The organism is Mucilaginibacter gossypiicola (assembly GCF_900110105.1).
GTDB classification, from domain to species: domain Bacteria; phylum Bacteroidota; class Bacteroidia; order Sphingobacteriales; family Sphingobacteriaceae; genus Mucilaginibacter; species Mucilaginibacter gossypiicola.
The window spans coordinates 564,298-584,282 of record NZ_FOCL01000001.1 but is presented as its reverse complement, the minus strand read 5'-3'; the positions used below and the strand labels follow the sequence as shown (position 1 = coordinate 584,282).

The window sequence follows — 19,985 nt, the reverse complement described above, 5'->3', positions numbered from 1 at the left end:
TTTAATTGGTTTCAGATAGGTCATCGTCCACATCCTGATGGCTGTAAACCAGTTTACGGTAAGTAACCATAATGATCACCTGGGTAAAAGGAAAGCAAAGAATGAACCAGCAATAAAATGCAAGCCTGAATGCAAAACCATCTTTTTCCTGGTCAAAACCAAATAAGCCCATCGTAGCTACTACCGGTAGTAATACGGCAACCAGTATCAGTATGATTATAGCAAAGACGCCTAAAGTTTTGAAGAAATTATCTTTTGTGATCTCAAAGCTTTGACGCAACGATTCGATAGGCGATGAATCATCATCAACAATGAAACAAATACAAAAGATGCACCTGAGACTTATATAAAGAATAAACAGCAGTTCAATAACCTCAAAAATGCTATCGTATCCAATGTTGCGTTTGGCTAATACGTATAAAAAAACCAAAGTAGCTACAAAAAAAGCTGTTATTATACCAATCATCACAAAGTTGAAGGTCATCTTGAATGATGGTAAAATGTCTTTGAATTCAAATTCGTAATATTCCTTGTCGATAAGCGTGAGTATCAGTTTGTAAAAGCTTAAACCGATAAAACACTGCACTATCATTTGTACAATTACAAAACCTATCTCAATGAAGCGGTCGTCATTATCAATGATAAATGCCTTTAAAAACTCAACAAATTCGTTTATAAACAACGATATGATCGAGTAAACCACCAGCGGTACGAAATTTCTTTTTAAAATATTCCATGCGGTTTTAATGGTCTCCGCTACAGAAAAGGTGTGGTACATATTGCTTATGATCTACTTAAAACTTTCCGCTTCCAAAAATCCTGTATAAATCCTAACCCGTAGGCAATAAGTTGTGTGAAGGCAGCTATAATGCTCAAAAATGCGATTTTTGCCGATTTATTTTTCCACCAGGCATGGAAAAATATTAACAAATTGAAAATCAACAGTATAAAATTACCTGCGAGCGCTAATGAAGAGCCAAACAGGTTTAATATAATGGTTAGGATAACCCCCAAAGTAAAAGCGGCCGGGAAGAAATGAACCAGTTTTAACTCCTGAGGAAAAAACTTTGAAATATTGATACGTGCCCTTCCAAAAAAATGCAACTGTTTATAAAACTGATAAAAGTTGGTACGACGTTTATGATATACAATAGCATCGGGGATCAAACCAATTTTAAACCCCAGCGAATGGATCCTGATACTGTACTCAATATCTTCTCCTAATCGGGTGATAATAAAACCGCCGGCTTTCTCCCAGGCCTGCCTTGAAACCCCCATATTAAAACTACGTGGATGAAACTGGCCTATGCCTTTTTTATTACCACGAATACCGCCGGTAGTAAAAGGAGAGGTCATGGAATAACTGATGGCTTTTTGCGTAGGGGTAAAAGAATCGTGTGCCCCATCGGGCCCGCCATAGGCATCAAGGTAATTTGCAGCCAGCGAATTATTTACAATTTCCAGGTAAGTAGGAGGAATCAGACAATCCGAATCAAAAATCACAAAATAGTCGCCTTTGGCACGCTCAAAACCAAAATTGCGGGTAAAGCCCTGGCCTTCGTTCTGCTTTTTAAAATAGCGCAGGTTAAGCTTATCAGTAAAGGTATTTACTATGGCTTCAGCATCATTTACAGAACCATCCTCAATAACCAATACCTCAAAGTCCCTGTACGTTTGCAGGGTTAAGGTTTCCAGCAGTTCTTTGATCTCCTGCGGGCGGTTATATAAAGGGATAATGATGGAAAAAAACATGTTTTGTAGATAGATGTGCAAATTTCAAATGTGCAAATGTGCAGACTGTTTTAGCAATGCCAGATGTTTTTATTGTTCATCTGCACATCCGAAATCTGCATATCTGCACATTCAATTAAATTGTTTCCTCAATTTGGTAATGGTTGCGCTCGCTCGCACTACGTGATACTAATTCGGCAACAAAGCCGGTTAAAAACAATTGCGATCCTAATATAATAGCAACTAACGCTATATAAAACAGTGGATTGTCAGTTGGTTGCCGTACTGTAAGGCCATGTGCCAGGTTATATAGTTTTTCACCAATGATCCAAACGGTAATAAAAAAGCCGGCAAAAAAGCTCAGGGTACCCAGCAAGCCGAAAAAGTGCATTGGACGTTTTCCAAACTTACCTACAAAAAATATCGAAAGCAGATCAAGAAAGCCATTGATGAACCTGCTTAATCCAAACTTTGTTTTGCCGTATTTACGCGGGCGGTGTTCAACAACCTGTTCGCCAATTTTGGTAAAACCAGCCCACTTAGCCAGCACCGGGATATAACGGTGCATTTCGCCGTAAATTTCAATATTTTTAACCACTACGCCACGGTAGGCCTTTAAACCGCAATTAAAATCATGCAGGTTATTTATCCCACTCATTTTGCGGGTGGCGGCGTTGAATAGCTTGGTCGGGATAGTTTTACTCAGCGGATCATGCCTTTTGGCTTTCCAGCCAGATACAAGGTCATATTTTTCTTCATTTATCCGGCGATAAAGTTCCGGGATTTCATCAGGGCTATCTTGCAGGTCGGCGTCCATGGTAATTACAACATTACCTTTAGCTGCAATAAAGCCGGTGTTTAGGGCTGCCGATTTGCCGTAATTACGCCTGAATTTTATTCCTTTTATAAACGGATTGCCGGTTTGCAATTTCCTGATCATTTCCCATGATCCGTCCTTACTGCCATCATCGACCAAAATTATCTCGTAAGTAAAACGGTTTTCATCCATAACCCGGCTAATCCATGAGGTTAATTCGGGTAATGATTCTACTTCATCGTAAAGAGGTACTACAACTGATATATCCATTTATAGGGCTGCGATCAACGACTATATGTGCCGTAAATCATCCGCAAAAATATAAAAAATAGGGATTGATTTGCAACAATGTATCAACGGCGATTTTAGGGAAATAGTTTATTCATTATTGCGATAAAAAAATGAACCTGATACTACGTAACCAAGCAATTACGTTTCAAGTCAAATATATTTTAATATCTTTCCCTCACAATTAAAACACAGTTAATGAAATTCTACAAAGCCGCGTTATTATTGGTTTTAGGCTTTTATGCCCTCGAAGTAAAAGCGCAAAATGCAGATCAGGCCGCCCCAAAGTATGATCAGCATAAAGTATTTAACCCTATGTTTTACCCCGAAAGAGGTGGCGAATTCAGGCTGGCCAGTGGAGCCCCGGGCCCAAAATACTGGCAAAACCGGGCCGACTATAAGCTTGATGTTACGCTCGATACTACTAAACATCGTATAGAAGGCAGTACATTAATAACTTATACCAATAACAGCCCGGATGCACTTGCCTTTTTGTGGCTCCAGGTAGATCAGAATATATATAAAGAGGATTCACGTGCCGAAGCTACGAGTAATGTTTCGGGCGGGAGATTTGTAAACAAATCATATACAAAAGGTGCCGAAATAAAATCAGTCTATGTAATCAATAAAGGTAAAACCCTGAAAGCTGACTACCTGATCACTGATACCCGCATGCAGATAAAACTAAAAGATTCACTACGTGCAGCCGGAAGTAAATTGCAGATTAAAATAGAATATGGTTTTGATATCCCCGAATACGGTACCGACAGGATGGGCCGTCAGCATACCAAAAACGGCTGGATCTATGAAATTGCTCAATGGTACCCTCGCATGGAAGTTTACGACGATGTAGCCGGATGGAATACGATACCATACCTCGGCGCAAGTGAGTTTTACCTTGAGTACGGTAATTTTGATTATACCATCACCGCGCCTGCAAGTTTAGTTGTTGCAGGATCGGGTGAGTTGCTTAATCCTGTCGAAGTATTATCGCCAACCACCATAAACCGTTTGGCCGAAGCTCGTAAAAGCGATAAAACTGTTACTATTAAAGATTCAACGGATATTTTGCGTAATAACGATTACCCGAAAAAGCCAACGCTTACATGGCATTTCATGTGTAAAAATGCACGCGACGTTGCCTGGGCCGCATCAAAAGCCTTTATTTGGGATGCAGCACGGATCAATTTACCGAGCGGTAAAAAAGCACTTGCCCAGTCGGTCTATCCGGTAGAGGCTAAGGGGAATAATTCGTACGGGCGTTCAACGGAATATGTTAAAGCTGCCATTGAATTATACAGCGACAAATGGTTTGAGTACACTTATCCTGTTGCTACCAACGTGGCAGGCATAGTGGGAGGGATGGAATACCCGGGTATTGTATTCTGCGGTTCAAACAATCAAAACGGAGGTTTATGGGAAGTCACCAATCATGAATTTGGCCACAACTGGTTCCCGATGATTGTAGGCTCAAACGAACGTAAATATGCCTGGATGGATGAGGGCTTTAATACGTTCCTGAATAATGTTGATACCAAAGTGTTTAACAAGGGCGAATATTATGAAAAGCCCGATCAGCAAAAAAACGCCGCTTACTTGTTTAGCCCCGGTGCCGAGGCCATTATGAATACGCCGGACGTGATACAAGAAGATTTTTTAGCCGTTGCTGCTTATGAAAAACCTGCATTAGGCTTAACAATTTTACGCGAGCAAATTTTAGGTGAAGAGCGGTTTGATTATGCTTTCAAAACCTATATCAAACGCTGGGCCTTTAAACATCCAACCCCGTGGGATTTTTTCCATACGATGGATAATGCCGCAGGCGAGGACCTTAGCTGGTTTTGGAACGAATGGTTTTTTACTACCTGGAAAGTGGATCAGAGCATAAAAGACATTTCGTACCCGGATAATGACGCCTCGAAAGGAGCTATGATCACCATCGAAAACCTGGAGGAAATGGCCTTACCAGTTACCATATCTATAAAAGAAGAAAATGGAAAAACAGGTATTGTAAAACTCCCGGCCGAAATCTGGCAGCGCGGTGATACCTGGACATTCCCATACAAATCGACCTCGAAAATTGCATATGCAACTATTGATCCCGATCACACCCTGCCTGATGTTAATCCCGAAAACAACTCCTACAGCGGCTTGCCGATACCCCAGGGTACAACTGCAACCTCTGTTATAAAAATGTACTTAGATGCTATCGGAGGCTCTGATAAGCTTAAAAATATCCGCGATTTACAAGCATCGGCAATAGGCAATATACAAGGTGCCGACGTTCAATTGGTAACCAGGTATAAAATGCCCGATAAGTATTTCCAGGAAGCAATTGTGCCATCATATAATAACATGGTTGTATCTCATGTTACCCTTAATGGCGATAGTATAAAAGCAAAACAGGTTAACAGGGACGTGCAGCTTGATGATGCCGGTAAAAAAATGATCAGACTTAAAAGTCGTCCGTTCCCGGAGCTTGATTATGAGCGGATAAATCAAAATATGATGTTGCAACCTATTTTACGTGTAGTAAACGGAGAACTCGCCTATGAGGTTGATATTAATATAGGCGCCGATATTCATATTCATAATTATTACAGCCAAAAAACAGGGTTGAAACTTAAACAAACCATAGAAGGGGCGAATGACCTCTCGGTTGAATTTGGTAATTACGAAGGCATAAACGGAGGTATTAAAATTCCGTTCTCCATAAAAACAACACTTGTTGGGCAGCCGATAGAGTTTAAGGTTAAAGAAACATCAGTTAACTCCAACCCTTCAAACGAAGCTTTTAAATAGGCTTGATTTGCATTGCCGAATGGGTATTCTGATTTCCAGTTTATGTGGAAATGAGAATACCCATTTTTTGTTTTCGAAGCATTAATTCCTTCTGATATCATCGAATAAAATTTTGAAAATGGTATGATGCTAAATGCTATTTAAAATTCTATTTTTGTACCCACAAAATGAGGGTCACTTTGTAGGTGACCGTTTAAACGTAATTTTATAAAACTTTAAATCATAGTTGTAGATGATTAACATTACACTTCCCGATGGATCCGTTCGTCAGTATGACAAAGGGATCTCTTCTATGCAAATCGCGCAGTCGATTTCTGAAGGTTTAGCACGTAACGTATTAGCAGCCGAAGTAGACGGCCAGGTTTGGGATGCAAGCCGCCCTATTGAGCAGGATGCCCATGTTAAATTATTAACATGGAATGATGCCGATGGTAAATCAACTTTCTGGCATTCATCAGCCCACTTAATGGCCGAAGCTTTAGAAGCCCTATATCCGGGTACTAAATTTGGTATCGGTCCGGCAATTGAAACTGGTTTTTATTACGATGTTGATTTTGGCGACAAGGTTTTATCTTCTGACGAGTTTAAGCAGATCGAGGATAAAATGATTGAGCTTGCTAAAACCAAAGAGGAATACATCCGTAAACCGGTGAGCAAGGCCGATGCTATTGAGTATTTCACTGAGAAAGGTGACGAATACAAATTGGATCTGATTAAAGACCTGCCTGACGGTGCTATTACTTTTTATACTCAAGGTAATTTTACAGATCTGTGCCGTGGGCCTCACATCCCTAACACAGGCTTTATAAAAGCGGTTAAGTTGATGAGCCTTGCCGGTGCATACTGGCGTGGCGACGAAACACGCAAACAGTTAACCCGCATATACGGCGTTACTTTCCCTAAAGCAAGTGAGCTTACTGAGTACCTGCATATGATCGAAGAAGCTAAAAAGCGCGATCACCGTAAGTTGGGTAAAGAATTGGAACTGTTTGCTTTTTCGGAAAAGGTAGGCATGGGGTTACCATTGTGGCTGCCTAAAGGCACTGCACTGCGTGAGCGTTTGGTGAACTTTTTGCAAAAAGCACAGGTTAAAGCAGGATATGAGCAGGTAATTACTCCGCATATCGGTCATAAAAACTTGTACGTAACATCAGGACACTACGAAAAATATGGCGCCGATTCCTTCCAGCCGATAAAAACCCCGCAGGAAGGAGAGGAGTTCTTCTTAAAACCGATGAACTGCCCGCATCACTGCGAGATATATAAAACAAAACCGCGTTCATACAAAGATTTGCCGGTTCGTTTTGCAGAGTTTGGTACTGTATACCGTTACGAGCAGAGCGGTGAGTTGCATGGTTTAACCCGTGTGCGTGGCTTTACTCAGGACGATGCCCACTTATTTTGCCGTCCGGACCAGGTGAAGGATGAGTTTAAAAAGGTGATTGACCTGGTGCTGTATGTATTTAAAGCTTTAGGCTTTGATAATTACATTGCACAGGTATCATTACGTGATCCTGAAAATCGCGCTAAATATATAGGTACCGACGAAAACTGGGCATTAGCCGAGAACGCAATCATTGAAGCAGCAGCCGAAAAAGGTTTGCCAACTGTAGTAGAATATGGTGAAGCTGCGTTTTATGGCCCTAAGCTTGACTTTATGGTGAAGGATGCGCTTGGTCGTAAGTGGCAATTGGGCACCATCCAGGTTGACTACAACCTGCCTGAGCGTTTTGAACTGGAATACACTGGCAGCGATAATCAAAAGCACCGTCCGGTAATGATCCACAGGGCTCCGTTTGGCTCGATGGAACGCTTTATTGCGGTATTAATTGAGCATTGCGCAGGTAATTTCCCGCTGTGGTTATCGCCAGAGCAGTTCATTATACTTCCCATATCAGAAAAATATGAAGAATATGCAAAAAAAGTTTCTGATATATTAAAAGATTCCGATATTTGCGGGCTAATCGACTTCAGGGACGAGAAAATAGGCAGAAAGATACGTGATGCTGAAGTCAAAAAAATCCCTTACATGCTGGTTGTGGGCGAAAAAGAAGCTGCCGAAGGCTTAGTTTCTGTACGTAAACATGGTACCGGTGATTTGGGAAGTATGAGCATAGAAGATTTTAAAGAACAGATAACTAAAGAAATAACAGTATAACTTGGCATTAAACAAACCTTTCAATAGAGGACCAAGGCTTCCTTTTAAGAAAAAAGAAGCTGAACATAATATCAATCAATTCATTAGGGCTCAGGAAGTTCGCCTTGTAGGTGATAATGTTGAGCAGGGAGTTTACTCATTAAGAGATGCCCTTGCGATAGCGCAGGAGCAGGAATTGGATCTGGTTGAAATATCTCCAAACGCCGTACCACCCGTTTGTAAAGTAACTGATTACAATAAGTTTATTTACGAGCAGAAAAAGAAGCTTAAAGAGATAAAAAGTAATGCCAAGCAAACGGTTATTAAAGAGATCCGTTTCGGACCGAATACTGACGACCATGACTTTGAATTTAAATTAAAGCATGCCATTAAGTTTTTGGAATCTGGAGAAAAGGTAAGAGCTTACGTACACTTTAAAGGTCGTGCCATTGTTTACAAAGAACAAGGTGAGATTTTACTACTTCGTTTTGCCCAGGCATTAGAAGAAGTAGGTAAAGTGGAGCAATTACCTAAGCTTGAAGGAAAAAGGATGTTTTTAACCCTTGCACCAAAGGCAGCAAAAAAATAATGAAAATGTGCAGATGTGCAAATTAAAAATGTGCAGATGCTAAAAATAAAACGTTGAGAAACGTTAATATCTAACACAAATAAATAGAGTTATGCCAAAAATGAAAACCAATTCCAGTGCTAAAAAGCGCTTTAAGCTTACTGGAACCGGTAAAATCGCAAGAAAAAACGCATACAAAAGCCACATCTTAACCAAGATGTCGACAAAACGTAAGCGTGCCCTTGGTCAAACCAGCTTAGTATCTGATGCTGACATGGGTAACGTAAAACGTATGCTTTGTATCGGAAAGTAATTCACAAATTTTAAAACCAGGTATTAGAGTTTTAAGTCCGGCACACGAGATGCAGGCACTCACTACCAAAAATCAAACAAGATGCCACGTTCAGTTAACGCAGTAGCGTCGAGAAGACGCAGGAAAAGGATCATGAACCTCGCCAAAGGTTATTGGGGTTCACGTAGCAAGGTTTACACCATTGCAAAAAACACAGTTGAAAAAGGTTTACAGTACGCTTACCGCGACCGTAAAACCAAAAAGAGAGAGTTCAGAGCTTTATGGATCCAACGTATCAACGCTGGTGCCCGTCAGCACGGAATTTCTTACTCTCAGTTAATGGGTAAATTAGCCGCTAAAGAAATTGGTTTAAACCGTAAGGTATTAGCTGATTTAGCGATGAACAACCCGGATGCTTTCAAAGCAGTTGTTGATGCAGTAAAATAATATCGCATTATAAATGCAAGAAAAAGGCCGCAATTTGCGGCCTTTTTTGTTTTATCTCCTTGGCTTTTGTGTCCTCACAAAAGCATTGCCTGCCAAAGGAAAGGCATATGATTATTCAATTACTATCACATTCACAAATTCATCAGCATCATTATTGATATCCATATACTGCTTAAAATTCTGGATATCCTTATCAACCATATTTTTGAATACAGGGTTTAGTATTTTAGCTATACCTGCGCCAACACCACCTGCCGGGGGCTGATAGCTGATCACCACATCAACAATAGTTCCCTGTCCGTCAACCGTATCCTGGAAACGTATTTTACCCGCATTGTTAATCATTGAATCGGACAGCGAGCTCCAGCCGATCATTTCATTAGGTTCGTCATGAACAATTTCGGCATGCCAGCTAACTGTTGCTACATTTTTCGGCAGCTTTAATACCCAATGCGAATATTTTGAGTCGATGACCTCCACGCTTTCCAGGTGTTTCATAAACAACGGCAGGTTATCCAGCTTGCGCCAAAACTCGTATACTTTTTTCCGCGGTTTGTTTACGATGAACGAGGATCGGATATTTACATTTATGGGATTGGTTGATAGCTTGCCAATGCGTTTATAGAGTTCGCAATGCCCGGTAATGCCACGGTTTAACAGGTAACCACCGGCACCTATTTTTACGATACTTGCGAATGGGTTTTTAAAAATGTTTTTAAAACCAGAGAAGCCGAGTTTCATGCCGCCTGCAATAGAGGTGAAGCGCTCGGGCCAATTCAGGTTTATGCGGTCATCACCATAAAGTACAGGGAAGTTGTCGGTATATTTTACTATTGTAGTTGCCATAGGTTTTTAAATAGTTGTCGTTTTTAGAACACCTTTATGGCTACTAAGTTTTTTCTGAAGTGAATTTTATTGCTTTTTACTATAGGCGAACTTGAACTTAGTTAAATCTGGCTGGTGCTTTTTAGGACGATTTAACTCATATTGATATATCACCTGCCCAAGGTTTTTCAGGAAAGGCAGACATACCGTAGCATATTCATATTTATTGTCGTTCAGTATGCCATCTTCATTTGATTGCACAACGGCGCTGAGCATAAACTCCACCTTGTTTTTGAAATCCACGATATAAGCATTGTCAATATCGTAACCATAACTGTCACCAACTTTATTAAAGACCCTGATATCTGGGTTTATAACAGCTGTACTGTCTCCACCATAAAATAAGAATTTACAATAGGCCGGGAAATATTCGGGCCGGCTATAAGTCGGTTTAGCATTTTCGGTAGGGAAAGTGCTCATGTACCGGTAAATGAAGCGATAGTCATCTTTAGTTAAATTAAAGCGTTGTTTTTTCGGAAATGTTTCGGGGAATAGCAATCGTTTAAGTACCATCTGCTGATCGGCAAGGGAATAAACATTCTTCTCAGAAAAATCAAGTGGTTTATTAACCAGCCGGTCACTGCTATCTAAATAAGCTTTGCCTTGCAGCATATTTTCCAGGTGCATAGGATAATTCAATGTATCATATAGTGCCGGTTTGTGATAAGCCAGCTTGTTATCATCATAAAAATCGATAGGATTGGTGTGCCTTGTACTTTCACCGGCATCGCCGATGGCCAACCTGCCTACAATACGGGTGTTATTAAGATGATATTTCTTAAGCTTTTGGTTGATCTCCGCCCGCCCCACAAATTCATACAGCCGGTTATAGGCATGGTTATCGCTTACCAGCAGGATCTTTTTAATATAGTTTTCGATGCTTGGTAAACCTGTTGCAGATGATGTATCTGTCCTGACTTTAGTTTGGCCGGCAAATGAACTGTCAGTAATCATTACCGATTTGCGGCTTAGGCCTTTTATTTTTAGCTCGTTTAGTTTTTCAATCGCGAATATAGCTGTAGGAAGCTTTACGGTACTTGCAGGATAAAAATAATGATTAGCGTTAAGGCGATAACTGTATGAGGTAAAATGGGGAACATTGTTTTTGTCCCTGTCTATCCGGGTATATAAGATCTGTATTTCATTTTGTGTGGGATGCTTCAGGATGCCCGAAAATAGTTCCGGATGGCTATTTAATAATCCTCTCAGAAAAACAGTATCCGGCTGCTGGGCAAAACCGGAAAACGCAATCATCATCAATAGTAAAATGCAGAAATGTTTCATCCTGATAAATATAGCTATGTAGTTTGAGGTTAACAGATACTTATTGTACTTTTGCAGCGCTTTAGGTTTCATTAAAATTGTTTAATGAATTAAAAGGGAATACGGTGTAAGTCCGTAACTGTCCCGCAGCTGTAAGCTCCGTAACCGTTGCCAAATCTATAGGTCACTTTCTGAAAATAGGAGGGAAGGCCAGGCAAATGGGGGGTAAGTCAGAAGACCTGCCAAGGCATTATATGTTATTCATAGCTTTCGGGGATTGAAGCTTGAATGTGAATGCTCTTCAATTGGCGTGTTTTCATTTTACTCATTTCCGTGTATGCTATTCAGGCTGCATTATTATTTTATACATATCAATCATACATGGAAAAAAAGTACGCTAAAATTACTTTGGGTTTCGGCTTGTTAGCTGTTGGTTTATCAGCCAATGCTGCATATGCACAGGATACCACACGCACTTTAAATACGGTGGTAGTAACGGCAAGTCGTTCGCCTAAAAAACTGTCAGACATCGGTCGCGTTGTTACTATAATCTCTGCCGATGAGATCAATAAATCGCAGGGCAAATCATTACCTCAGCTATTAAATACTGTTGCCGGTATAACTTTTTCGGGCGCAAATAATGCTCCCGGCATTAGCACTTCGGTTTTCCTGCGCGGAGCGTCATCGGGCAATACCCTTATCCTTGTCGATGGCTTCCCGGTAAACAATGCATCAGGCATTGACGGCAGTTACGATCTTAATGCCTTTTCGCTGGATATGATAGATCATATCGAGATTTTAAAAGGAAGCGGTTCAACACTGTATGGTTCTGACGCTGTAGCCGGCGTTATCAATATCATCACCAAAAAAGCAAAAGAGCAAGGATTAACCGGTGGCTTGCAGTTAACCGGCGGCAGCTACAATACATTTAAAGAATCGGCGTCATTAATTGGGCGTGTAAAAAATACCGATATTGCCATCAATCTTTCAAATACCGATTCAAAGGGATTTGCCGCTGCTACAGATACTACAGGCAAAGGCGGTTTTAAGAAAGATGGTTTTCATCAGCGCTCTGCCAGTGTAAACCTGAGCCAAAACATATCATCTAAATTTATCCTGAACGGAAATTTGCAGGTAAGCCATAATACCGGTGATCTGCCATATGGAGCTTTTACTAATGATAATGATTACACTTATAAAAACACTTTTTTATTTGGTGGTGTAGGTGCAAAGTTGATTTTGCCTAAAGGTGACCTGAATGTAAACCTGTCGCAAAATACGGTTCAAAATGATTTCAATAACCTGCCGTCTGACAATTACGGAACCCACCAGGTTACAAAAAATACAGGTCGTATAACTAATGCTGAAGCTGTGTTTAATTATGAATTGAATAAGTATTTGGATATTACCAGCGGCGCGGCCTTTAAATACAGCAACACAAGTCAATACAGTCTGTATGAATCAACATCTTATCCGGGTGTGCCAAGCATTATCAAAGCAGGTGATGCTGCTAATAATATCTTCAGTGCTTATACATCGTTATTCTTTAAATACGATATCTTCCACATGGAGTTAGGCGGCAGGTACAACAACCACAGCAAATATGGCGACAAGTTTACTTACACCATCAATCCATCGTTGTTCCTTGCCGATCAGTTTAAAGTTTTCGGTACAATAGCTTCAGCATTCAGGTCGCCTTCGCTATATCAGTTGTTTTCTCAATATGGCAATCCCAAATTAAATCCTGAGATCACTACATCATATGAAGCTGGTTTTGATTGGGAGATTGTTAAAAACACGCTGTCATTTAATACCCAGTTTTTTAAGCGTAATACAAAAGATGTGATCTACTTTTTCTCTGAATCGGCCCCCCCGTATAGCTCCTTCTATAAGAACGGACAAGGGCAAAAAGATAAAGGCTTTGAAACTGAGTTAAAATATCGCGACACCAAAATACACGCATCTGCCTATTACGCTTATGTAACAGGTAAGCTTACCGATGAAACCGGTGTACAAACCAGCAATCTTTACCGCAGGCCTAAAAGTACTTTCGGCGCTAATATCAGCTATGATGTTTTAAGTGATTTTGAGGTAGGTGTTAACTACAAATATACAGGTAACCGTACTGATTTGACTTTTACAAACACTGGATCAGAAGTGATTACACTGAAGCACTATAACCTGGTAGATTTACACCTGGAATACAAAGCAACCAAAAACTTAAATGTTTTTGGCGACCTTAACAATGTTTTGGATACGAAATACGTAGACTGGTTAGGATATAACACACGCGGTATCAACTTCATGCTTGGTGCCAGGTATCAAATTAAATAGCGTTTGCTTATTGTTCGGATTATTAAGTAATTTTACGCCATATATAAAATCATGACCGCAAAAGATAACACCAACCGCAACCTGTTCCTGATCCTGATGATCCTGGTTGCTGCCGCATTCAGGCTTTTAGCATTTAAGTATAAAGAATTGAGTAATTTCAATCCGGTAGGTGCTATTGCATTATTTGGTGGTGCTTATTTTACCTCAAAGTGGAAGGGGTATGCAACAGTATTGCTTACATTATTTACAACAGATATTGTGATTAATTACCTGTACACTTCAAAGTTAACTTTATGGTATGGCGGTGCAGCATGGGTGTACTTATGTTTTGCTTTGATGGTACTGGTGGGCAATTTGCTTGAGAAAGTAAATGTTATCAATGTACTTTTAGGCTCAATTACGGCTGTTTTAATTCACTGGTTAATTACAGATTTGCCATGGTTATATGGTACGCTTTACCCGCATACTATGGCTGGTTATGGAGAATCATTGGTTAAAGCTATTCCGTTTGAACGCAATATGGCGCTTGGTACATTAGTGTTCAGTGCGATACTTTTTGGCGGCTTTGAGCTGGCGAAGAGTAAGTATACTTTTCTACAGGATAAAAAGCAATTGGCTTTATAAGATAAATGAACTTAAATTTAAAGCGGATTGTTGAAAAACAGTCCGCTTTTTTTATGGCCTACTCAGGCTGTCTACTTAAATCAATATGAAAAATATAGTAATACTAACGGGAGCCGGAATCAGCGCCGAAAGCGGCTTAAGAACTTTCAGGGACAGCGATGGGCTGTGGGAAGGTTACAATATTGAAGATGTAGCCACACCCGAAGCCTGGGAGCATAACCCGGTTATGGTGCAGCAGTTTTACAACGAGCGCCGTAAATCCGTATTGGAGGCAAAACCCAATGCTGCCCACTATGCACTTGCCGCGCTCGAAGAAAAATATAAAGTGACCATCGTTACCCAAAATATCGACGACCTGCATGAAAGGGCAGGCTCAACTAACGTGGTACACCTGCACGGGATCATCACCCGGTCGCAATCAAGTATCAAGCCGGAGCTAACTTACCCTATCGATGGCTGGGAAATAAAAATGGGAGAGAAATGCGAATTAGGCTCGCAATTGCGAGCGCATGTAGTTTGGTTTGGGGAAGCCGTGCCAATGATAGAAACGGCAGCCGCGATCTGCGCTGGTGCTGATTTATTTATCCTCGTTGGATCCTCGCTGGCAGTTTACCCGGCAGCCGGGCTGATCGGTTATGTTGACCGTGGAGTGCCGAAATATATTATCGACCCTAATATTCCTTCGGTAAATGTAAGGGGAAATGTAATTAAGATCCAGGAAAAGGCTACCATAGGTGTGCCGGCATTGGTAAATGAATTATTGAAAGATTAAATCACTAATTAAATATGAAGTGCATCTTCAATTGGAGCGGCGGTAAAGACAGCGCTCTCGCCTTATATTATTGTCTGCAAAACCCCGAGATTGAGATCGCGTATCTTGTGACCACCATTAATGACGCGGCCGACAGGATTTCGATGCATGGTGTAAGGACTGAGTTACTGATCAAACAGGCTGAAGCTATCGGTATTCCTTTATACCAAATCCGCCTGCCCGAAATGCCTGGGATGAAAGAGTATGATGATGTTATGCGTTATCATTTAACCCGTTTCAAAAACGAGGGCATAACCCATTCCATTTTTGGAGATATATTTTTACAGGACCTTAAAGATTACCGCGATGCCCGATTGAGTGAAGCTGGTCTTAATGGGATTTATCCGTTATGGAAACGGGATACATCAGAACTTATAAATGAGTTTTTAAACCTCGGTTTTGGAACGGTGATAGCCTGCACCCAGCAGCGTTTGGAAAGGATAGTTGGAAAGGAAATTACCCACGAACTGATTGATGCTTTACCCGATGATATTGATGTATGCGGCGAGAATGGAGAGTTCCACACCTTCGCTTTTAAAGGGCCGATCTTTGCCCACGAAATAAAATATAAAACCGGGGTAAAGATTTTTAAGGAATATGCGGCGCCCAAAAACACAGATGATTCCTGTATTTCTGCTGCAGACTCAAAACCTTCCGGATTTTGGTATTGCGATCTTTTATTGGCTTAACTTATCATTTATTTTGCCAAATTCAACGCAGAATTAAATTTTGTTTGGTGTTATAAGTTTATTAACTATCAGAACTTTAACTTAAAATATCTTAACTTTTTATTTAGATAGAGCTAAAGATAAAATCAATTAGTGCCCGAAAGGCAATTAATTGCCAAATTAAATTCTGTTTCAGATTGCTTGCTTTTATAAGCAGTTGATTATTAGGTATTTGTATTGGTTAACTTAATAGTTATATCTGAAATAAGCATCCTTGTAATCCATACGCATGTCATTAAACCGGGCTGCTATTTTCTTTAAAAATTCTTCGTCAAGCAATTCAAAAACACTGTTAACACCATCGGTTAAATCCATCTCGGGGATCTTGTAACTTTGCTCAAGGGAGCCCTGCTCTATCTTCACAATAAATTTGTTGTTCATATTCAGGATAGAGATCTTGAAATCGGGGTGCGGGAGTTCTGCAATAATTCTCATGTCTTTTTTATTTATCCAATAATCCGTTTAACGGATCTTTTCCATTGATGGTACCAAAGCTGGCAACCGGTTTAAACCGGGCGAATAGCTCCTCACTGTACCAGCCTTCGCTTCTCGTCTTTTTTATTACTTCGGCATGTTCGGGGCTTTTATATGCAAAAGCCTTTACATGATCCAGGCTTTCCCAAACAGAAAACGTAGCCTGCCTGTATACCGGCGCTTCGCCAACGCCAAACGAATTTATATACCCGGGAGCGGATGTCATCATATTTGCAACTGTATCTACATTAGCCCAGAAATTCTTTAACCTGCTAAATTTTATAGTTGCGCGCGTGAGCACCGCAACCGGGCCGCTAATATCGCTTACGTCCGGCTTGCCAAAAGGTTCTTTACCATCCCAGCTTCCATGGCTTTGTATTGGAGCGCAAAGTATCGTCCAGTTTTCGGTACCTAACAGCCTCCACCAGGAAGAAACAAATGAACGGTTGTAGAATACATCAAAATCATCGCGGCTATCCCAACAGGCCAATAAGCCCCATTGTTGCCAGTCCGGTTCAAGGTCAAAGGTTCCGTTTTTTCCTGAGCCCAGAAGCTTGTAAAAGTTGCATCCTTTTTGCATCAGTAAGGGGAGACGATGAATCGCCATAGCCAATAGAGCAAAAGGAATAAACAGTTTGCGGTAGCGAATTATGGTGAGGCTAACGATCATGCAAATGCTAAATAAAAGATTAAATATGATATTTGCCTTATTTACTTTCAACACCACATCCTTACTTTTGTATCATGGCAGAGGATTTAACAATTACCGCATCAACCGATAAAACCGAACAGTATACCACGCTTATCCCTCAAATTGAAGCTTTGCTTTATGGCGAGCCCGACCTGGTGGCCAACATGGCCAATGTTGCAGCGGCTTTAAAAGAGCAGTTTAAATGGTTTTGGGTAGGCTTTTACCTGGTTAAAGAAAACGAGTTGGTGTTAGGGCCATTTCAAGGTCCCGTAGCTTGTACCCGCATTGGTTTGGGGAAAGGCGTTTGCGGTGCGTCATGGCAGCAGGCTAAAACATTGGTTGTACCTAATGTTGAGGCATTTCCAGGGCATATTGCCTGTAGCTCACTTTCGCGCTCAGAGATCGTGGTGCCGGTATTTAAGGATGATAAAGTAGTGGCGGTACTTGATGTGGATAGTGAATTGCTGGATCAGTTCAACGAAACCGACGCGCAGTATCTTGAGCAAATAGTAAAGCTTGTTAATTTTTAATGAGCAGGATCTATCTGATCGCCGGTCTCGGCGCCGACACCCGTGTCTACAATAATATCAACCTTAATGAACATGAGGTAATTACTGTTGATTGGGTTGAACCTGACTTAAACGACACTTTACCTGATTATGCACAAAGGCTTATTTATCAATATAATATTAAGCCTAATTCTGTACTCATTGGTAATTCTTTAGGTGGGATCATCGCCGTTGAAATGGCGAAGTTTATACCGGTAGAAAAGGTTGTCCTGATCTCCAGTATTAAAACCAGCGATGAGGCGCCAGGGTATTTTAAGCTCTTCCGCACGCTGCCTGTTTACAAAATGATTCCGGGTAAAGTATTTAATTCAATGGGCTTCATGGTTAAACCTTTGTTTGGTCACATGAGCCAGGAGGATGCATGGTTATTTAGCGACATGCTCAAAAAATCATCGCCGATATTTATGAAATGGGCCATGTATGCCATTTTGCATTGGAAAAACGAAATTGTCCCGCCAAATCTCTATCACATTACCGGCGATAAAGACCTGGTGTTTGATTATAAAAAAATAAAAGGTGCTACAGTTGTTAAGGGCGGCACACATATTATGATCTTTGATAAGGCAAAAGAGATCAATAAATTATTGAAGGGGATCCTCAAAAAATGAAATTACCTGAAAGTTATTACCTGGGCAATGATGTGGTAAGTATCAGTAAAGACCTGTTAGGTAAGTATTTATTTACCTGTATCGATGGTGCAATTACTGGTGGATATATTGTTGAAACAGAGGCATATAATGGCGTTGTGGACAAAGCTTCGCATGCGTTTGGTAATCGCAATACACCGCGGACTAAAACCATGTTCATGCAGGGTGGCATCGCTTATGTTTATCTCTGTTATGGCATTCATGAAATGTTCAATATCGTTACCTCAAGCGAAGGTCATCCGCAGGCAATCCTTATCCGGGCCATTCAGCCCACCGATGGTATAGAGGCTATGCAGGTGCGTCGCAATATGCCGGTGCTTAAGCCCAATATTACTGCGGGCCCCGGTTCGGTAGCTAAGGCTTTAGGGATTTCGCGTAACATCAATGCTTTTAGCCTGCAAAGTGATACTATCTGGCTTGAAGATCGAGGCTTGACTTTTTCTGATGCGCAGATAAAAGCCGGTCCGAGGATAGGGGTAGCGTACGCAGCCGAAGATGCCTTGTTGCCTTATCGCTTCTATGTAAAAGGCAATATTTACGTAAGCAAGCCCAATAAATAAGCTTCCTATTTTGTAATATTGGCGAATGAACTATCAAAACGATCTGGCATTTGCCCGGCAGCAGGATGAGCAAGATCCGCTTAAAGATTTCAGAAGTCGCTTCTTGATCCCAAAGCACAATGGCGAAGATGTAGTTTACCTTTGTGGTAATTCACTTGGGTTGCAGCCTGCATCGGCGCAGCAATATCTTGCCGACCAATTAGACACCTGGAAAAATCTTGCTGTTGAAGGTTGGTTCCAGGGAGATGATCCCTGGCTTGACTATCATAAATCGATTGCCGGTTCAATTGCCCGCATTGTTGGTGCGCAGGAAAATGAAGTTGCCGTAATGAACTCACTTACAGTAAACCTTCATTTATTAATGGTAAGTTTTTATAAACCAGATAATAAACGTTTTAAAATTATCATGGAAGGAGGGGCTTTCCCTTCGGATCAATACGCCATGGAAAGCCAGGTAAAGTTCCATGGTCTTGATCCTAAAGATGCAATAATTGAGATTTTTCCGCGGGAAGGTGAGGTTACATTACGAACTGAAGATATCATTCAAACTATCGATCAACATAAAAATGAACTGGCTTTAGTACTGTTTGGTGGTATCAATTATTATACAGGGCAGTTCTTTGATCTGAAAGCGATAACCGATGCTGCTCATGCAGCAGGCGCTTACGCCGGTTTTGATCTGGCTCATGCTGCGGGCAATGTACCTGTGCAGTTGCACAACTGGGGTGCAGATTTCGCATGCTGGTGCTCATACAAGTACATGAACTCCGGGCCGGGTGGTATAAGCGGCATTTTTGTGCACGAAAAACATTTTACCGGTAAAGAACTAAACAGGTTCGCCGGCTGGTGGGGCTATCGCCGGGATAAACAATTCCTGATGGCTCCGGGCTTCGACCCGGAAATCGGCGCTGCCGGCTGGCAGGTTAGCACAAGTCCAATATTGCTTCTCGCTTTATTTAAAGCCTCCATGGCTATTTTTGATGATGCGGATGGGTTAGATACCCTCCGGGAGAAAAGCGTTCGTTTAACGGGTTATTTGGAGTTTTTGATTCGGGAGATCAATCAGGAGCAGGGCGAAGAAGTTTACAGGATCATTACTCCGGCAGATCCGGCTACCCGCGGCTGCCAGCTTTCGGTAGTTTGCAAGCGAAATGCGCGGGGAATTTTTAACTACCTGGCACAAAATGGCGTTATAGGCGATTGGCGCGAACCCGACGTGATCCGCCTGAGTCCTGTACCACTTTACAATACCTTTGAAGATGTTTACAAGACAGCTGGTTTAATAGCTGACGCATTAAAAGCTGTTTAAATTTCAAG

20 protein-coding genes and 1 riboswitch are annotated in these 19,985 nt (G+C 41.2%); of the genes, 13 read left to right on the top strand and 7 right to left on the bottom strand.

All coding sequences use genetic code 11. The features are described 5' to 3' along the window. Position 1: 1 nt before the first annotated feature. From BMX50_RS02320 to BMX50_RS02310, 3 genes are all read right to left on the bottom strand, one after another. Positions 2-778: a glycerophosphoryl diester phosphodiesterase membrane domain-containing protein gene (locus BMX50_RS02320; protein WP_091207095.1), complete on the bottom strand. Its 777-nt coding sequence runs from the start codon at positions 776-778 to the stop codon at positions 2-4. A 5-nt stretch (positions 779-783) separates the two neighbouring features. Further along, on the bottom strand, positions 784-1,752 hold the full coding sequence (locus tag BMX50_RS02315; protein WP_091207092.1) for a glycosyltransferase family 2 protein: 969 nt from the start codon (positions 1,750-1,752) through the stop codon (positions 784-786). 115 nt (positions 1,753-1,867) lie between these two features. Further along, positions 1,868-2,818, bottom strand: a complete 951-nt coding sequence (locus BMX50_RS02310; RefSeq protein WP_091207089.1) for a glycosyltransferase family 2 protein — start codon at positions 2,816-2,818, stop codon at positions 1,868-1,870. 216 nt (positions 2,819-3,034) lie between these two features. On the opposite strand from BMX50_RS02310, the gene BMX50_RS02305 reads away from it, so the two are divergent. From BMX50_RS02305 to rplT, 5 genes are all read left to right on the top strand, one after another. Further along, a complete protein-coding gene (locus BMX50_RS02305; RefSeq protein WP_167667785.1) occupies positions 3,035-5,638 on the top strand; it encodes a M1 family metallopeptidase in 2,604 nt (867 codons plus the stop codon). Between the two features lie 232 nt (positions 5,639-5,870). Next, positions 5,871-7,796 carry a threonine--tRNA ligase gene (thrS, locus tag BMX50_RS02300; protein ID WP_091207086.1) on the top strand — a complete coding sequence of 642 codons (1,926 nt, stop codon included), beginning with the start codon at positions 5,871-5,873 and terminating at the stop codon, positions 7,794-7,796. 1 nt (position 7,797) lies between these two features. Then, a complete protein-coding gene (gene infC / locus BMX50_RS02295) occupies positions 7,798-8,364 on the top strand; it encodes a translation initiation factor IF-3 (RefSeq protein ID WP_091207084.1) in 567 nt (188 codons plus the stop codon). Between the two features lie 91 nt (positions 8,365-8,455). Continuing rightward, positions 8,456-8,656, top strand: a complete 201-nt coding sequence (gene rpmI, locus BMX50_RS02290; RefSeq protein WP_090525627.1) for a 50S ribosomal protein L35 — start codon at positions 8,456-8,458, stop codon at positions 8,654-8,656. A gap of 81 nt (positions 8,657-8,737) precedes the next feature. Next, complete coding sequence (gene rplT / locus BMX50_RS02285; protein ID WP_022829871.1) at positions 8,738-9,082, top strand: 50S ribosomal protein L20; 345 nt, start codon at positions 8,738-8,740, stop codon at positions 9,080-9,082. A gap of 111 nt (positions 9,083-9,193) precedes the next feature. On the opposite strand, the gene BMX50_RS02280 is transcribed toward rplT, so the two are convergent. Together BMX50_RS02280 and BMX50_RS02275 are read right to left on the bottom strand one after the other, a co-directional pair. Continuing rightward, on the bottom strand, positions 9,194-9,928 hold the full coding sequence (locus BMX50_RS02280; RefSeq protein WP_091207081.1) for an SRPBCC family protein: 735 nt from the start codon (positions 9,926-9,928) through the stop codon (positions 9,194-9,196). A gap of 66 nt (positions 9,929-9,994) precedes the next feature. Beyond that, positions 9,995-11,323 carry a serine hydrolase gene (locus BMX50_RS02275; RefSeq protein ID WP_317040859.1) on the bottom strand — a complete coding sequence of 443 codons (1,329 nt, stop codon included), beginning with the start codon at positions 11,321-11,323 and terminating at the stop codon, positions 9,995-9,997. Further along, positions 11,297-11,491: riboswitch (cobalamin riboswitch) on the top strand. (Overlaps the previous gene by 27 nt.) A gap of 120 nt (positions 11,492-11,611) precedes the next feature. Here BMX50_RS02275 and BMX50_RS02270 point away from each other — a divergent pair. The 4 genes from BMX50_RS02270 to BMX50_RS02255 all read left to right on the top strand — a co-directional run bounded on the left by BMX50_RS02270 (position 11,612) and on the right by BMX50_RS02255 (position 15,688). Next, the gene (locus BMX50_RS02270; protein WP_167667784.1) at positions 11,612-13,564 is read left to right on the top strand and encodes a TonB-dependent receptor plug domain-containing protein; all 1,953 of its coding nucleotides are present in this window, start codon (positions 11,612-11,614) and stop codon (positions 13,562-13,564) included. Between the two features lie 51 nt (positions 13,565-13,615). After that, positions 13,616-14,188, top strand: coding sequence for a DUF6580 family putative transport protein (locus tag BMX50_RS02265; protein ID WP_091207074.1), 573 nt, complete (start codon positions 13,616-13,618; stop codon positions 14,186-14,188). A gap of 85 nt (positions 14,189-14,273) precedes the next feature. Beyond that, complete coding sequence (locus BMX50_RS02260) at positions 14,274-14,960, top strand: SIR2 family NAD-dependent protein deacylase (protein ID WP_091207071.1); 687 nt, start codon at positions 14,274-14,276, stop codon at positions 14,958-14,960. A gap of 14 nt (positions 14,961-14,974) precedes the next feature. Further along, the gene (locus BMX50_RS02255) at positions 14,975-15,688 is read left to right on the top strand and encodes a Dph6-related ATP pyrophosphatase (protein ID WP_091207068.1); all 714 of its coding nucleotides are present in this window, start codon (positions 14,975-14,977) and stop codon (positions 15,686-15,688) included. Between the two features lie 225 nt (positions 15,689-15,913). Here BMX50_RS02255 and BMX50_RS02250 read toward each other — a convergent pair whose 3' ends face one another. Next, entirely contained in the window at positions 15,914-16,162 is a 249-nt protein-coding gene (locus BMX50_RS02250) for a hypothetical protein (protein WP_091207066.1), read from the bottom strand. Positions 16,163-16,169: 7 nt separating this feature from the next. After that, positions 16,170-16,781, bottom strand: a complete 612-nt coding sequence (locus BMX50_RS02245) for a DUF3291 domain-containing protein (RefSeq protein ID WP_244280812.1) — start codon at positions 16,779-16,781, stop codon at positions 16,170-16,172. Positions 16,782-16,945: 164 nt separating this feature from the next. Here BMX50_RS02245 and BMX50_RS02240 point away from each other — a divergent pair, with 164 nt between their 5' ends. From BMX50_RS02240 to kynU, 4 genes are read left to right on the top strand one after another with little or no spacing between them, the layout of a single operon-like run. Then, positions 16,946-17,422 (top strand): GAF domain-containing protein, encoded by a 477-nt coding sequence (locus BMX50_RS02240; protein ID WP_091207060.1) that lies wholly within the window; start codon positions 16,946-16,948, stop codon positions 17,420-17,422. Continuing rightward, positions 17,422-18,069 carry an alpha/beta hydrolase gene (locus tag BMX50_RS02235; protein WP_091207056.1) on the top strand — a complete coding sequence of 216 codons (648 nt, stop codon included), beginning with the start codon at positions 17,422-17,424 and terminating at the stop codon, positions 18,067-18,069. The genes BMX50_RS02240 and BMX50_RS02235 overlap by 1 nt, the downstream gene beginning before the upstream one ends. Further along, the gene (locus BMX50_RS02230) at positions 18,066-18,668 is read left to right on the top strand and encodes a DNA-3-methyladenine glycosylase (protein WP_091207053.1); all 603 of its coding nucleotides are present in this window, start codon (positions 18,066-18,068) and stop codon (positions 18,666-18,668) included. Before BMX50_RS02235 ends, BMX50_RS02230 begins: the two co-directional genes overlap by 4 nt. A 25-nt stretch (positions 18,669-18,693) precedes the next feature. Then, complete coding sequence (kynU, locus tag BMX50_RS02225) at positions 18,694-19,977, top strand: kynureninase (protein WP_091207051.1); 1,284 nt, start codon at positions 18,694-18,696, stop codon at positions 19,975-19,977. Positions 19,978-19,985: the final 8 nt, after the last annotated feature.